Source organism: Acidimicrobiales bacterium (assembly GCA_035536915.1).
Classification (GTDB): Bacteria; Actinomycetota; Acidimicrobiia; order Acidimicrobiales; family JAHWLA01; genus JAHWLA01.
The window spans coordinates 122,001-135,367 of record DATLNE010000047.1; the positions used below are offsets into that span (position 1 = coordinate 122,001).

Sequence of the window (13,367 nt, forward strand, 5' to 3'; positions counted from 1 at the left end):
GAAGCTCGTCGTGTCTGCCATCTAGCGTGGGCTCATGCCGCTACAGCCAGGTGACAAGGCTCCCGACTTCACGCTGCTCGACCAGTCCGAGAACAAGGTGAAGCTGTCGAGCTTCAAGGGCCGCAAGGTGCTCGTGTACTTCTACCCCAAGGCCGACACGCCCGGGTGTACGACGCAATCGTGCGGGCTGCGCGACATCGCAGGCGAGGTGGGCGACACCGTGATCCTGGGGATCAGCCCCGACAAGCCCGCCAAGCAGAAGAAGTTCGACGAGAAGTACAGCCTGGGTTTCCCCCTGCTGGCCGACGAGGACCATGCGGTGGCCGAGGCCTACGGCGTGTGGGCGGAGAAGAGCATGTACGGCCGCAAGTACTGGGGCATCGTGCGCTCGGCCTTCCTGATCGACGAGAAGGGCAAGATCGCCGAGGCTTGGTACAAGGTCAGCCCGGGCGACACGCCGAAGAACCTGCTGAAGGCTCTGGGCGCGGCCGCGTAGGCGCCTGAATTCCCTTTATTTACAAGGGATTTTCCCTTGCGGCGGCAATCGAACGTGTGTACGATGAGGGCGTGATCGCCGCACTACGCGAGGCCGTCGAAGCACCGGACGTTCCGCTCGACGGCGACGCCTTGGCCGAGGTCCTGAAGCTGGTCGACCTGCTGAACGCCAAGGTGTCGCGGGTGATCGGCGAGTTCGACGCCGAGGCCCTGTGGGAGCTCGACGGAGCCACGTCGATGACGGCCTGGCTCCGGCACCACGCAGGCATGACGGCGAGCAACGCCAAAGCGATCGCCTCGACGGCGAAGAAGCTGCGGACACTGCCGATGACCGCCGAGTGCTGGCTGTCCGGCAGTTTGTCCGGCGGCCAGGTGCAGGCCATTGTGCGCAACGCCACGCCGGAGTTCAGCGACCACGAAGCGACGGTGGTGCCGGCGCTGGTCGACCTGTCGGTGGCCGACACCGCGCTGGCCATGCAGCAGTGGAAGGCCATGCTCGACATCGAACCGAAGTTCGAGAAGGGCGTCCACCTGTCGCAGACGCTTGACGGCCAGTGGGAACTCACGGGCTCGCTCGACCCGCTGGGCGGCGAGACGGTGGCGACGGCGTTGCGATTGGCGATGGTCGACGACCCCGATGTCTTGCCGTCGCAGCGGCGGGCGGACGCACTGGTCGACGTGTGCAGGTTCTTCCTCGACCACCAGTCAGGCCGACGCGGTGGCAGGCATCGCCCGCACCTCAACGTGGTCGTCGACTACGACGCCCTGCGCGCCGGCAAGGGCGGCACCTTCGTCGGCGGTGGCCTGCTCGACGGTGCGTCGATCCAGGCGCTGGCGTGCGACGCAGCGATCCACCGAGTGGTGACCGACGGCCGCAGCACGATCCTCGACTACGGCACCTCGACCCGCACCATCCCGGCCCCGCTGTGGTCGGCGTTGGTGTTGCGGGATCGGCACTGCCGGTTCGAGGGCTGCGACCGGCCGTCGCAGTGGTGCGAGGCCCACCACGTGGTCGCGTGGCACGACGGCGGTACCACGAGCCTCGACAACCTCGTGCTCAAGTGCAGCCGCCACCACCACCTCGGCCATCAACCGGGATGGTCGGAGAAGCTGAAGCCCGACGGCACGCTGGTCGTTACCGACCCAAGAGGGCGCACCCGCGCGACCCGACCACCGGGGTCACTTCAACTCGCCGCCTGAATCGCCGGCCGTCCTAGTTGGTGCGGCGCTGGTTCTCGGCCAGCTTCTTCTCCCGCCACCACCGCACGGCAGCACCGAGGGCCCCCAGGACGAACAGCTTGCGCAGACGTCGTGCCATGGGCCCGATGCTACGCCGATAGATTGTGGCGACCGTCGCCCGAGTGGCGGAATGGCAGACGCGGAGGACTCAAAATCCTTTGCCCGCAAGGGCGTGTGGGTTCAAATCCCACCTCGGGCACGTTGTTGGAACTCGAGCAGGAACGGATTGAACCGCCGTTCCTGCCCGATGGTGGTGACCCCGCCGTGGCCGGGGAGCACGTTCACCTCGTCGGGCATCGGGAGGATCTTCTCGATCATCGACTGGGCCAGCTCCTCGAACGACCCGCCGGGCAGGTCGGTGCGCCCGATCGATCCCTGGAACAGGTGGTCGCCGCTGAACAGGACGGGCGGCTGTCCCTCGACCTCCAGCAGGAAGCACATGGAGCCCTTGGTGTGGCCTGGCGTGTGCATGGCCGTGAACGTCATGCCCGCCCCCGACACCTTCTGGCCGTCGTCGAGCCCGTAGAGCAGCTCGGGCGGGCGCAGGTCGAGCTCGGCCTGGGCCAGGTAGGCGCCGAACCCCCCGCTGGTGCCCACGGGGTCGAGCAGCATGTGCCGGTCGCCGTCGTGGATGTGCACGGCGATGTCGTGGTCGTGCGCGTGCACGACCGTGCCGATGCCGCCCACGTGGTCGACGTGGCCGTGCGTGCTGAGCAGCGCCACCAGCCGCAGCCCGTGGTGCGCCAGCCGGTCGAGGATCGCCTGCGGATCGGGCGGCGCGTCGATGAGCACGCATTCCCCGCCAGGCCCTGACGGCGCCACGATCCAGGCGTTGGTGTCGGCCAGCCAGAGCGGCATCCCTTCGATCAACATGCGGCGAAAGCTATACGGGTGAGCGGGGGAGCCCTACGAGCAACTCCGAGGCATCGACCTCCAACGCTTTGGCCAGTCGAAGGATGTTGAGCAGGCTGACGTTTCGCCGCCCCCGCTCGATCTGGCCTACGTAGGTCCAGTGCAGCTCGCAGCGGTCCGCTAACGCCTCCTGGCTCAGCCCGAGGACGGCGCGGCGCGCTCGAATGCGCCCCCCGAAGGCGACGAGTTCTGGTCGTCCGGCCTGCGGGGATTCGCCCATTGTGGGCAAGCATCGAAATCGAGTGATGACTATGAGCACCAGAGCCGATAGTATCGGGACCTATCATCTTCGAGTTGGCCAACGTCGCCCGGGTCGGTGAGTGGTGGATCGCCCGGACGCAGTGGAGCGACGTGACGGCCCAGGGCGCGTCTCTGGAGCAGGCCGTGGACCGCCTGCGCGAAGCGGCCCTGCTGCGGCAGGCGCCAGTGCCACGGGAACAAGTGGTCGTCGCCGTCGAAGTCGTCGACCGACCGTTCCCGACGGTCGGTGCCTTGCGGGCATCGGGCGCGGAGGTGCAGCGGGTGTTGGAGCGAGCCGGCTTTGTGCTCCAGGGACGAACGCATCGTCACGTGCTCCTCTACGAGGAGCGCACGGGCGCTCGGGTCGTCGTGCCTCTGGAGGTCGAACTGGCCGAACCCACGCTCACCGACATCTTGCGCCGGGCGGCATTGCGCCGCGACGAACTGCGGGCGTTGCTCTAGAAGTCGAGGGCGCTGAGCTCGGGCACGGCCTGCCGGGCTCGTTCGACGGCCTTGCGCCACCGGTCACGGTCGGGGCGCCGCCCAGGCTCGACCGTCTGGCGGGGCGACCACGCCGCGGCGATGTCGTGCTCGCCCGCCCACACGCCGACGGCCATGCCCGCCAGGTAGGCGGCGCCCAGGGTGGTGGCTTCCAGGACGGGGGAGACCTCGACGGGCCGTTGGGTGGCGTCGGCCAGCGCTTGCAGGAACGTCTGGTTGGCGCTCATGCCGCCGTCGACCCGCAGCGTCTCGATCTTCACGTCGCCGTCCGCTTCGGCCGCCTCCACCAAGTCGGCGCCGCGATGGGCGATGCCTTCGAGCACGGCTCGCACGACCTCGGCCCGGCCCGTGCCTCGGGTGAGGCCGAGCAGGGTGCCGCGGGCGCCGAAGTCCCATGTGGGGGTGCCCAGGCCGAGCAAGGCGGGCACGAACCACACGTCGCCGGTGGTGGCGACCGACGCCGCCACCTCGTCGGACTCGGCCGAGCTGGTCAGCAGGCCCATGTCGTCGCGCAGCCACTCCACGCACGAGCCGGCCGACAGCATCACCGCTTCGATGCCCCAGGTGTCGACGCCGCCCTTGCGCCAGGCCACGATGGGAAAGCAGCCCCCCTCGCCCCGGGCCTCGAAGGCCGGGCGCTCGGGGCCGAGGCACACGTCGAGCATGCCGCCGGTGCCGAACGTCACCTTGGCCAGGCCCGGGAGCACGCAGCCCTGGCCGACGAGCGATGCCTGCTGGTCGCCCGCCATGCCCGCGATGGGCGGGGCGCCGGGGAGGGCGTCGGCCGTGCCCACGATGCCGGTCGAGTCGACGATGGCGGGCAGCACCGCCGCCGGGATGCGCAGGGCGTCGAGGATGTGCTCGGCCCACCCGGAGGCGTCGCTGTTCACCAGCCCGGTGACCGCCGCGTTGCTGGCGTCGATGGCATGCACGGTGCCGCCCGACAGCGTCCACGCCACCCAACTGTCGACGGTGCCGAAGCACAGGTCGCGGGTGCGGTCGGGGTCGGCCATGTCGAGCAGCACGGCCAGCTTGGTGGCTGAGGCGTTGGGGGCCAGGCGGATGCCCTGGCCCTGCAGCATCAGGCACATGCCGACGGTGCGCAGGTCCTGCCAGCCGATGCCGGGGCCGACCGGCTCGCCGGTGCCCCGGTCCCAGACGATGGTGGACGCCCGTTGGTTGGCGATGCCGACGGCCTCCACGGTGCCGCCTGCGTCGGCCATCGCCGCAGAGGCGACGTCGAGCACGGCGGCGGCCATCACTGCGGCGTCGAACTGCACGAAGCCAGGCACGGGCGACTCGGGCAGCACCGGGCGCTGGTGGACGTGCTCGACGGCGCCGTCCGGGCGCACGATGCCAGCCCGCACGCTGCTGGTGCCCACGTCGACCACGAGGATGCTCATGGCCGTGCGCTCCTGCGGCCCGCCACGTAGCCGCCCAGGAGGGCGGTCGACACGCAGATCTGCGCCAGCAACAGCAGGCGGATGATGTAGGTCAACGCCACGCCGTCGCCACCGATCAGGCGGCGGCCCAGGCCGTAGACGAACAGCACGGCGAAGGCCATGCCGCCTGCGGCCGCGGCGTGCATCATCGGGGTGCGGCGCTGGCACTTGCCCGCCAGGTAGCCGCCGACGGCAAAGCCGCTCAGCAGGGCGATCGGCGGCAGCAGCCACAGGTTCGACTCTTGGCCGGGCGGGTCGTCGGACTTCAAGATGCTGACGATGACCACCGGCGGCACGGCGATGGCCAGCGTGAGCAACGCCGCTTCGCCTGCGGAGCGGAGGTCGATGCGCTCGGCTACGGCCACGCCGGTGCCCCCCACGGGGACGGCAGGCCGAGCTTGCCCGGGTTGAGGATGCCGTTGGGGTCGAGGGCCTGCTTCATCGAGACGAGCAGGTCGAAGGCGGGGCCGAGGGCGTCGCGCATGAAGCGGCCCCGGTTGAGCCCGACGCCGTGGTGGTGCGACAGGGCACCGCCGTGCGCCAGGACGGTTGTCGTGACCGCGTCCCACGCCTCCCGGTAGAAGGCGTCCTCCCACCCCTCGCCCTCGCGACGGCCCGCCCACGTGAAGTAGACGCAGGCCCCGTCGAGGTAGGAGTGCGACTGGTGGGCGGAGGCGGCCAGCATGCCGTCGACGCCGCGCAGGGCGGCGAGGGCGGCGTCGTAGATGCCCGGCAGCGCACCCCAGCGGGCGGCGATCTCGGTCGTGTCGACCACGATGCCGTGCTTGATGACCGACTGCAGGGCGGAGGTGTCGTTGCGATGGGCCAGCCACTTCGCAACCACTGCGTCGTCGACCGACTCGGCGCTTCGGCACTCGTCGTCGACCACCGCGAAAGTGGCATCCACGACGGCGGCGTCGCCCTCGTCGAGCACGATCAACAGGTGGGTGTCGAGGTCGTAGCCCCGCTTGGTCTCGATGTCGTCGTAGAGGCGGAGGACCGCAGGCGTGGCGCCCCGGCGCAGGATGCGCCGGCAGGCGTCGAGGCCCGCGGCGAACGACGGGAAGGCCCACGCGCCCCGGCGCTCGGCGGGCGGCTTGGGGTGCACGCGCAAGCGCGCTTCGGTGATGACGCCGAGGGTGCCTTCGCTGCCCACGAACAGCTGGTTGAAGTCGGGGCCGACGGCCGAGCGGGGGGCGGTGCCGCCGGTGCGCACCAGCCGCCCGTCGGCGAGCGCCACTTCGAGCCCCACGACCATGTCTTCGATCTTGCCGTAGCGGGTGGAGTACTGGCCCGCGCCGCGACACGCCAGCCACCCGCCCACGGTGGACAGGGCCATCGACTGGGGCCAGTGCCCCAGCGTCACGTCGTGGTCGGCCTGGAGCTCGTCTTCCAAGACGTCGCCGAAGGTGCCCGGGCGCACGTCGAGCAGCAGCGATTCGTCGTCGACGGCGACGATGCCCGACAGGCCGCAGAGGTCGAGGGCGACCCCGCCGTGGACGGGGACGGACGACCCGCACACGCCGCTGCGTCCGGCGGTGGCGGTGACCGGCACACGGGCCTCGTTGCACAGCGCCAGCAGGGCGGCGACTTCGGCGGCCGATGTGGGGCGGGCAACGACGGCGGGCTGGGCGGGCACCTGACCGGCGACGGCCCACACCATGGTGAGCGGCCACCAGTCGCGCCCGTGCTCGATCGTGTCGTCGTCGGTGTCGATGGGGCACACGCCTTGCAGGCGGGCGAGTAGGGCGTCGTCGACCTCGACGCGTTGCGCGGCCAGTCGGACCTCGCGCCCCACCAGGTCGATCGGCGGCGTGGGCGCCCCCCGGCGCGTCTCCATGGCCATGGCCGCAGAGCCTGTCACACGGCGGGTCGGTAGGGTCAGGCCGTGCAACGCGGGGAAGTGCCGAAGGCGAGTCGCACGCGCATCCGGCTCGTCCGATGGGCCTTGGTGGTGGTGGGGCTGGCGCTCAACCTCGGCCTGTCGTTCGGCACCGACCTGTACCGAGGCGACGAAGCCACCCGCGCCGACAAGGCGGCCGCTACTCGGGCGTTGGTGTCGGCGGCCGACCTCGGCGAGGGCTGGGTGACGGAGTCCGGCGAGGATGCAGGCGTCACCGTCGGCCTCACCGAGGGCGAAGCGGAATGCCTCGGGGTCGACTTCGCGGAGCCGGAATTCGAGCGGGGTTCGAGCTTCTTCAGCAAGGGCGACATGACGCTGGCGGCGTGGGTGGCGGTGTGGCCCGACGAGGTCGCCGCCGCGGCAGTTCGCGACGCCATGGCGCGCCCCGACTATCCGCCGTGCCTGGTGGCTCAATTGCAGAGCGAACAGGACGAGGAGAGTTCGGACCGCGCTCGCGTCAGCATGCTTGCCAGCCCCGCATCGCCCGACCCGACAGTCCAGCGCTTCTCCGTCGACTACCGGTGGCCCGACGGGTCGACGCAGACGTCCGAGACGTACCAGGCGTTCAAGGGCCGTTTCCAAGTGGTGGTGCTCGCCTGGGCTCCCGGCGACGTGGACCAGGCGCCGGCCCTCGACCTGGTCAGGAAGATGCTGGCGCGGCTGGGCTGACAGCTTCGGCGGCCGCCGAACGCTCTCGCTCGACCAGTTCAAGGAACGCGGCCACTTCCCGCTCGACGTCGGAAGCCGACCAGCCCGCCTCCGACGCCACCACCCCGGCCACGTCGGCCGCCGCCGCTGCCGTGGCTTCGCGGTCGAGCAGCAGTGCCCGGGTGCGGCGCGACAGCACGTCGGCCAGCGTGTGGGCCATCTCGTAGCGCACGGCGTAGACGGCTTCGGCCCGCAGGTAGGGGAGCCCCGGCACCAGCGGCTCGCCCAACGCCGGGTCGGCCGCCACCATGGCCAGCACCGTGCGGGCTTCGCCGCCGTAACGGCGCACCAGGTGTTCCAAGCGTTCGGCGTCGACGCCCAATCGGGCTGCAGCCTCCGGCGCGGTCAGCCGGTCGGTGCCCTCGGCCCCCAGCAACGGCAGGCGTTTGGTGGGCGAGCGCCGGGCGCCCCGCCCCACCACGCGCACGACTTCGTCGACGGTGTCGGCGGCCATCTTGCGGTAGGTCGTCAGCTTGCCGCCCGTCACCGACACGACGCCGCTGGGCGAGGCCGACACGTTGTGGCGGCGCGACAGGTCGGCGGTGCGTTCGGTGACCGCCGACTTCACCAACGGGCGCAGCCCGGCCCACGTGCTCAGCACGTCGTCTTCGCTCAAAGGCTCGGACGAGAAGGTGTTGAAGGCGTCGAGCAGGTAGCGCACGTCGTCGGCCGTGCAGACGGGGTGGTCGAGCGGCCCGTCGTAGTCGGTGTCGGTGGTGCCCAGGTAGACCCGGTCGCCCCACGGCACCACGAAGATCGAGCGTCGGTCGGCCACCACGGGGATCACCGCGGCGATGTCGCAGCGCACCTTCGACCACGGCACGGTGATGTGCACGCCCTTGGCGGGCCGCAGTGAATCGGGGTGCACGCCGGTGTCGAGGGCCCGCACGTCGTCGGCCCACACGCCCGCGGCGTTGACCACGCACGAGGCCCGCACCTCGGTGCCGTCGGCCAGCACGGCGCCCCGCACCCGGCCGTCGTCGTCCTTGAGGAACGACGCCACCGCTGCGTAGTTGACCGCCACCGCCCCGTGCTCGACCACCGCGGTGCGCAGGATCGTGAGGGTGAGGCGGGCGTCGTCGGCCTGGGCGTCGTAGTAGAGGAAGCCTGCCACCAGGTACTCGCGCTTGAGCACCGGCAGGTGCGACATGGCCTCGTCGACCGAGACCCGCTTGTGGCGCTTGCCGATGCGCAGCCCGCCGGTGATGTCGTAGAGCCACAACGCGGTGGAGTACGTCTTGGCCACCGTCTTCTTCACGATGCCGTCACGCCAGAACAGCGGGATCAGGAACGGCAGCGGCCGCACCAGGTGTGGCGCGTTCTCCAGCAGTCGCTGGCGCTCGGCCAGATTCTCGTAGACCAGGGCGAACTCGCGCTGTTGCAAATAACGCAGGCCCCCGTGCACCAGCTTGGACGACTTCGACGACGTGCCCGAGGCGAAGTCGTCGCGCTCGACCAACGCCACCCGCAGCCCGCGCGCGGCGGCGTCGAGCGCCACCCCCGCCCCCGTGATCCCGCCGCCGACCACGAGCACGTCGAACTCCTCGTCGCGGAGCCGTGCCAGTCCGGCAGACCGGTTCACGGCTCGGTGCTCAACTGGGAGAACGGCGTGCGGAAACCGTCCCGCAACAGCCGTCCCGTGGAACGGCCCTGTCGGAAGAACACATAGGCGCCGAGCACCAAGTACAAGATCCCCACCCCCACTCGCTCGGCAGCATGCCACTGTTCGGGCACGATCGCTCCCAGGAGGAACTGGGCCCAGAAGAGCGAGAACAGGGTCATCGCCTCCTTGGTCGACATCTCCAGGTTCATGAGGATGGCCACGGCGAACACCGACTGCGCGGCGGTGAGGAACAGCTCCTCGCGCTGGGCCGACACGATCGGCAGCCCGTTGGTGGACGACGAGGCGATGGCGAAGGCCACCGGCAAGGTGCCGACCAAGAGGGTCCACTGGTTCACCTTCGACGACACCAAGGTGCCGAGCCCGGCCGAGGTGTTGAGGCGCCAGGCGTACAAGCCCGCCACCAACAACTCGGGCGCCTCGGAAGCCAGCGGCGCCACCCACTGCAGCAACAGGAACTCGCTGATGTCGAACTCCTGGCCGGTGGCCACCAGCGCCTCGGCGAAGTGCTCGGCCACCATGAAGATGACGAAGGCGGCGAAGGCGAACAGGGCCAGCACCGACGTGCGTCGTGGCGCCGTAGGGAACCCGCCGATCCATCGCGCCGGCCCCACCAGGTGCGGCTCCTCGGCGGGCGCCCGGGAGATGCGCCAGGTGTAGGCGGCGAAGATGGCCACCAGCACGGCGGTGTCGACCAGGGTGATCGAGCTCTTCAGCGGCAGGGTCAGCGAGTAGGCGGTGGCCAGCGAGAGGAAGGCCAACTCCACCGAGTGCGACCGCTCCAATTGGATGCCCCGCATGCGTGTGCCCCGGCGGCGGTAGCCCAGCCAGGCCACGAACACCACCATCGTCCACCCCAGGCCGATGAGCAGCCGGTTGGCGCCCGTCATGTTGGCCAACGCCAACGAGCACGACGACTCGACCCCGGCGGCTGTGTCGGCCGCCGACTGGCAGGCCCGGCCGAACTCCTCGAAGGCGTTGCCGCCCTTCAAGGCCAAGGCGAAGTCGACGGCGTACTCGGGCAACACGGCAATGAAGGCCAGCACGGCGATGGCCAACCCGGCCGAGATGTCGAGTTGGGCCACCTCGGCCCCCCACGACAAGAGGAAGGCGGCGCCGATGATGGCCACGCCGAACACCAAGGCCTCGACCGGGTGGGAGAGGTGGGCGTCGCCGAAGCGCACCCACAACCCGGGCAGCGTGGCCAGGATCGCCAGCACCAGCTCGAGCTTCTGGCGGCCGGGGTGCTCGACGTGGAGGTCGTCTGCGGTCGTGGTCACGGCGGGGAATCCTACGCAGGGGGTGCGACAACGAAACCTGGAGGCCCCAGTAATCAACAACCATTGTTGATTACCAATGGTTGTGTGTTAGTGTCACCGCCGCTGTGAAGACCCCCGCAGAGCTGACGGAGCTCTTCCGAGTGCACGGCCTCAAGGTGACGCCGCAGCGGCAGTGCATCTTTCGCTTGCTGCACGGCAACGAGGCCCACCCCACCGCCGAGTCGGTGTACGCCGCCGCCCGGGCGGAGATGCCGACCATCTCGCTCAAGACCGTCTACCAGACGCTCAACGACCTGGCCGAGATGGGCGAGCTGCAGGTCCTCGACCTGGGGACCGGCTCCGGACGTTTCGACCCCAACGTGGGCGCGCATCACCACCTGGTGTGTGAGCGTTGCGGCAAGGTGCGCGACGTCAACGTCGAGTTCCCGGCCGTCAAGGTGCCACGGGGCAAGGAGCAGGGGTTCCGCATCCGGGAGGCCGAGGTCGTCTTCCGCGGCGTGTGCGACGAGTGCCAGTCCGAGACCAACGAGAGCAACAACAAGGAGAGGAAGGCGCATGCCTGACCTGAAGGGCAGCAAGACCGAAGAGAACTTGAAGGAAGCGTTCGCAGGCGAGTCGCAGGCCAACCGGCGGTACCTGTACTTCGCCCAGAAGGCCGACGTGGAGGGCTACCCCGACGTGGCCGCCTTGTTCCGGTCGGTGGCCGAGGGCGAGACGGGCCATGCCTTCGGGCACTTCGACTACCTGGCCGAGGTGGGCGACCCGGTGACCGGCGTGGCCGTCGGCGCCACCGAGGACAACCTCAAGTCGGCCATCGAGGGCGAGACCTACGAGTACACCGAGATGTACCCGGGCTTCGCCCGCACCGCCCGCGAAGAGGGCTTCGACCAGGTGGCCGAGTGGTTCGAGACCCTCGCCCGGGCCGAGAAGTCGCACGCAGGCCGGTTCACCCAGGGCCTCGAGTCCGTCAGCTGAGCCGTTCTTTCGAGTACATGGCGTACGGATTCCGTACGCCATGTACTCGGGACACGACATGACGACAACGTACGACCCCAAGCACCCCGCCTACTACGACGAGCCGGACCTCCGCCACGAGCTGGAGCGGGTCTACGACCTGTGCCACGGCTGTCGCCTCTGCTTCAACCTGTGCCCGTCGTTCCCCACCATGTTCGACGCCATCGACCGCCGCGACGGCGACGTGCCGGCTATGACCAAGGCCGAGCAGGACCAGGTGGTCGACGAGTGCTACCAGTGCAAGATCTGTTACGTGAAGTGCCCCTACATCCCCCCGCACGAGTGGGCACTCGACTTCCCCCGCCTCATGCTCCGGGCCCAAGCAGTGCGCCGTGAGCAGAGCGGGCTCGACCTGACCGACCAGTTCCTCGGCCGCACCGACATGCTGGGCAAGCTGTCGACGGTGGCCGCACCGGTGGTCAACAAGGTCACAGGCACCCCCAACTCACTGCCCCGCCGGGCCATGGAGAAGACGTTCGGCATCGCCGCCGACCGCCTGCTGCCGCCGTACGCCAAGCAGCGCTTCTCCACCTGGTTCAAGAAGCGCAACAAGCCCTTCCTGCGCAAGCGCCAGCGGACCGTGGCCCTGTTCCCCACCTGCCTCGTCGAGTACCAGAACCCCGACGTCGGCAAGGACATGGTCAAGGTCTACGAGCGCAACGGCGTGGCGTGCGAGATGCCCAAGGGCCAGGTGTGCTGCGGCATGCCGTGGCTCGACGGCGGCGACGTGAAGAACTTCGTCAAGCAGGGCGAGACAAACGTCAAGGTGCTGGCCGAGGCTGTGCGCCAGGGCAAGGACATCGTCGTGCCCCAGCCCACGTGCGCCTACGTGCTGAAGAAGGAGTACCCCGACTACGTGGGCGGCGACGACGCCAAGCTGGTGGCCGAGCACACCTACGACGCCAGCGAGTACCTCTGGACACTGCACAAGGGCGAGGGCACTGAGCTCGACACCGACTTCGCAGGCGAGGTGCCCGAGCAGGTCGCCTACCACGTGGCCTGCCACGTGCAGGCCCAGAGCATGGGGCTCAAGAGCCGCGACCTCATGAAGCTGACCGGCACCAAGATCACCCTCGTCAACAAGTGCTCGGGCATCGACGGCACCTGGGGCTACCGGGCCGAGAACTACGAGCTGGCCCGCAAGGTGGCCCAGCCCCTCAAGGACGCCATCGAGAAGGCGGCCGACGCGGGCGTCGAGGTGGTCACCGGCGACTGCCACCTGGCCAACGGCGCCATCACCCAGGAGACGGGCAAGAAGCCGATGCACCCCCTCCAGTTCGTGGCCCGGGCCTACGGCATCCCGTCCGAGGAGAGCGCACAGTGAAGCTGGCTATCGACGACATCGCCGACCTGCGCGCCTACGAACGCCAGCGCGACGAGTACCGCGACCGCATCATCGCCTTGAAGAAGGTGCGCCGGGTCGGCGTCGGCCCCATCGTCACGCTGGTGTTCGAGAACCGGGAGACCGTCCGGTTCCAGGTGCAGGAGATGGCCCGGGCCGAAAAGCTCATCACCGACGAGCAGATCCGCACCGAGCTCGACATCTACAACCCGCTCATCCCCGAGCCCGGCCAACTGTCGGCCACCTTGTTCATCGAGCTCACCTCGAAGCTCGCCATGCTCGACTGGCTGCCCCGCCTGGTGGGCATCGAGCGGTCCCTTGAGCTGCGCCTCGGCGGCGAGGTGGTGCCCAACGTGGTCGACGAAGCCCACGCCCAGCAGCTCACCCGCGAGGAGGTCACCGCCTCGGTCCACTACGTGCGTTTCGAGCTCACGCCTGAGCAGGTGGAGCGCTTCGCTGCCGAACCGGTGGAGCTGGCGGTCAACCACCCCGAGTACCAGCACGCCACCGTCCTGACGCCCGAAACCAGGCAATCCCTGCTCAGCGACCTGCGCGGGAATCTGGACTGAGGTCGCAGGGTTGGGAAAGAATCCGAATACCCCTTCATAACGGCGGGTAGGCAACCGAAGTCGAAGCCTGGCCGTACTCGTTCGAGCCTTCGAGGATGTGA

The 13,367-nt window shown here is 69.5% G+C and carries 15 protein-coding genes and 1 tRNA gene; 9 read left to right on the forward strand and 7 right to left on the reverse strand.

Features of this window, described 5'->3' with window-relative positions; genetic code table 11:
• The first annotated feature begins 34 nt into the window (after positions 1 to 34).
• The 3 genes from bcp to VM938_14895 all read left to right on the forward strand — a co-directional run bounded on the left by bcp (position 35) and on the right by VM938_14895 (position 1,933).
• On the forward strand, positions 35 to 496 hold the full coding sequence (gene bcp, locus VM938_14885; protein HVF76319.1) for a thioredoxin-dependent thiol peroxidase: 462 nt from the start codon (positions 35 to 37) through the stop codon (positions 494 to 496).
• Positions 497 to 567: 71 nt separating this feature from the next.
• Complete coding sequence (locus VM938_14890; protein HVF76320.1) at positions 568 to 1,695, forward strand: DUF222 domain-containing protein; 1,128 nt, start codon at positions 568 to 570, stop codon at positions 1,693 to 1,695.
• A 155-nt stretch (positions 1,696 to 1,850) separates the two neighbouring features.
• A tRNA-Leu gene (locus VM938_14895) sits at positions 1,851 to 1,933 on the forward strand.
• Here VM938_14895 and VM938_14900 read toward each other — a convergent pair.
• Positions 1,915 to 2,607 (reverse strand): MBL fold metallo-hydrolase, encoded by a 693-nt coding sequence (locus VM938_14900; GenBank protein HVF76321.1) that lies wholly within the window; start codon positions 2,605 to 2,607, stop codon positions 1,915 to 1,917. The genes VM938_14895 and VM938_14900 overlap by 19 nt on opposite strands.
• Positions 2,608 to 2,617: 10 nt before the next feature.
• Positions 2,618 to 2,866, reverse strand: coding sequence for a helix-turn-helix transcriptional regulator (locus VM938_14905; GenBank protein HVF76322.1), 249 nt, complete (start codon positions 2,864 to 2,866; stop codon positions 2,618 to 2,620).
• Positions 2,867 to 2,940: 74 nt separating this feature from the next.
• Here VM938_14905 and VM938_14910 point away from each other — a divergent pair, with 74 nt between their 5' ends.
• Positions 2,941 to 3,348, forward strand: coding sequence for a type II toxin-antitoxin system HicA family toxin (locus tag VM938_14910; GenBank protein HVF76323.1), 408 nt, complete (start codon positions 2,941 to 2,943; stop codon positions 3,346 to 3,348).
• On the opposite strand, the gene VM938_14915 is transcribed toward VM938_14910, so the two are convergent.
• The 3 genes from VM938_14915 to VM938_14925 are packed head-to-tail and all read right to left on the reverse strand — an operon-like array spanning position 3,345 to position 6,693.
• Complete coding sequence (locus tag VM938_14915) at positions 3,345 to 4,790, reverse strand: FGGY-family carbohydrate kinase (GenBank protein HVF76324.1); 1,446 nt, start codon at positions 4,788 to 4,790, stop codon at positions 3,345 to 3,347. The genes VM938_14910 and VM938_14915 overlap by 4 nt on opposite strands.
• Positions 4,787 to 5,209, reverse strand: a complete 423-nt coding sequence (locus VM938_14920) for a hypothetical protein (GenBank protein ID HVF76325.1) — start codon at positions 5,207 to 5,209, stop codon at positions 4,787 to 4,789. The genes VM938_14915 and VM938_14920 overlap by 4 nt, the downstream gene beginning before the upstream one ends.
• Positions 5,185 to 6,693, reverse strand: coding sequence for an FAD-binding oxidoreductase (locus tag VM938_14925; GenBank protein ID HVF76326.1), 1,509 nt, complete (start codon positions 6,691 to 6,693; stop codon positions 5,185 to 5,187). Before VM938_14925 ends, VM938_14920 begins: the two co-directional genes overlap by 25 nt.
• A 24-nt stretch (positions 6,694 to 6,717) precedes the next feature.
• On the opposite strand from VM938_14925, the gene VM938_14930 reads away from it, so the two are divergent.
• Positions 6,718 to 7,401, forward strand: a complete 684-nt coding sequence (locus VM938_14930) for a hypothetical protein (protein ID HVF76327.1) — start codon at positions 6,718 to 6,720, stop codon at positions 7,399 to 7,401.
• Here VM938_14930 and VM938_14935 read toward each other — a convergent pair.
• Entirely contained in the window at positions 7,373 to 9,022 is a 1,650-nt protein-coding gene (locus VM938_14935; GenBank protein ID HVF76328.1) for a glycerol-3-phosphate dehydrogenase/oxidase, read from the reverse strand. The two genes, VM938_14930 and VM938_14935, sit on opposite strands and share 29 nt — an antisense overlap.
• Positions 9,019 to 10,341 carry a hypothetical protein gene (locus VM938_14940; protein ID HVF76329.1) on the reverse strand — a complete coding sequence of 441 codons (1,323 nt, stop codon included), beginning with the start codon at positions 10,339 to 10,341 and terminating at the stop codon, positions 9,019 to 9,021. The genes VM938_14935 and VM938_14940 overlap by 4 nt, the downstream gene beginning before the upstream one ends.
• A 104-nt stretch (positions 10,342 to 10,445) precedes the next feature.
• Here VM938_14940 and VM938_14945 point away from each other — a divergent pair, with 104 nt between their 5' ends.
• The 4 genes from VM938_14945 to VM938_14960 are packed head-to-tail and all read left to right on the forward strand — an operon-like array spanning position 10,446 to position 13,266.
• Complete coding sequence (locus tag VM938_14945; GenBank protein HVF76330.1) at positions 10,446 to 10,904, forward strand: transcriptional repressor; 459 nt, start codon at positions 10,446 to 10,448, stop codon at positions 10,902 to 10,904.
• Positions 10,897 to 11,316, forward strand: a complete 420-nt coding sequence (locus VM938_14950; GenBank protein ID HVF76331.1) for a rubrerythrin family protein — start codon at positions 10,897 to 10,899, stop codon at positions 11,314 to 11,316. Before VM938_14945 ends, VM938_14950 begins: the two co-directional genes overlap by 8 nt.
• 58 nt (positions 11,317 to 11,374) lie before the next feature.
• Positions 11,375 to 12,679, forward strand: coding sequence for a heterodisulfide reductase-related iron-sulfur binding cluster (locus VM938_14955; protein ID HVF76332.1), 1,305 nt, complete (start codon positions 11,375 to 11,377; stop codon positions 12,677 to 12,679).
• A complete protein-coding gene (locus VM938_14960; protein ID HVF76333.1) occupies positions 12,676 to 13,266 on the forward strand; it encodes a DUF3501 family protein in 591 nt (196 codons plus the stop codon). Before VM938_14955 ends, VM938_14960 begins: the two co-directional genes overlap by 4 nt.
• Positions 13,267 to 13,367 lie beyond the last annotated feature (101 nt).

Coding starts and splice junctions, on each gene's coding strand:
- bcp (HVF76319.1), top strand. CDS start 35: ATGCCGCTACAGCCAGGTGACAAGGCTCCCGACTTCACGCTGCTCGAC.
- VM938_14900 (HVF76321.1), bottom strand. CDS start 2,607: ATGTTGATCGAAGGGATGCCGCTCTGGCTGGCCGACACCAACGCCTGG.
- VM938_14905 (HVF76322.1), bottom strand. CDS start 2,866: ATGGGCGAATCCCCGCAGGCCGGACGACCAGAACTCGTCGCCTTCGGG.
- VM938_14915 (HVF76324.1), bottom strand. CDS start 4,790: ATGAGCATCCTCGTGGTCGACGTGGGCACCAGCAGCGTGCGGGCTGGC.
- VM938_14950 (HVF76331.1), top strand. CDS start 10,897: ATGCCTGACCTGAAGGGCAGCAAGACCGAAGAGAACTTGAAGGAAGCG.
- VM938_14955 (HVF76332.1), top strand. CDS start 11,375: ATGACGACAACGTACGACCCCAAGCACCCCGCCTACTACGACGAGCCG.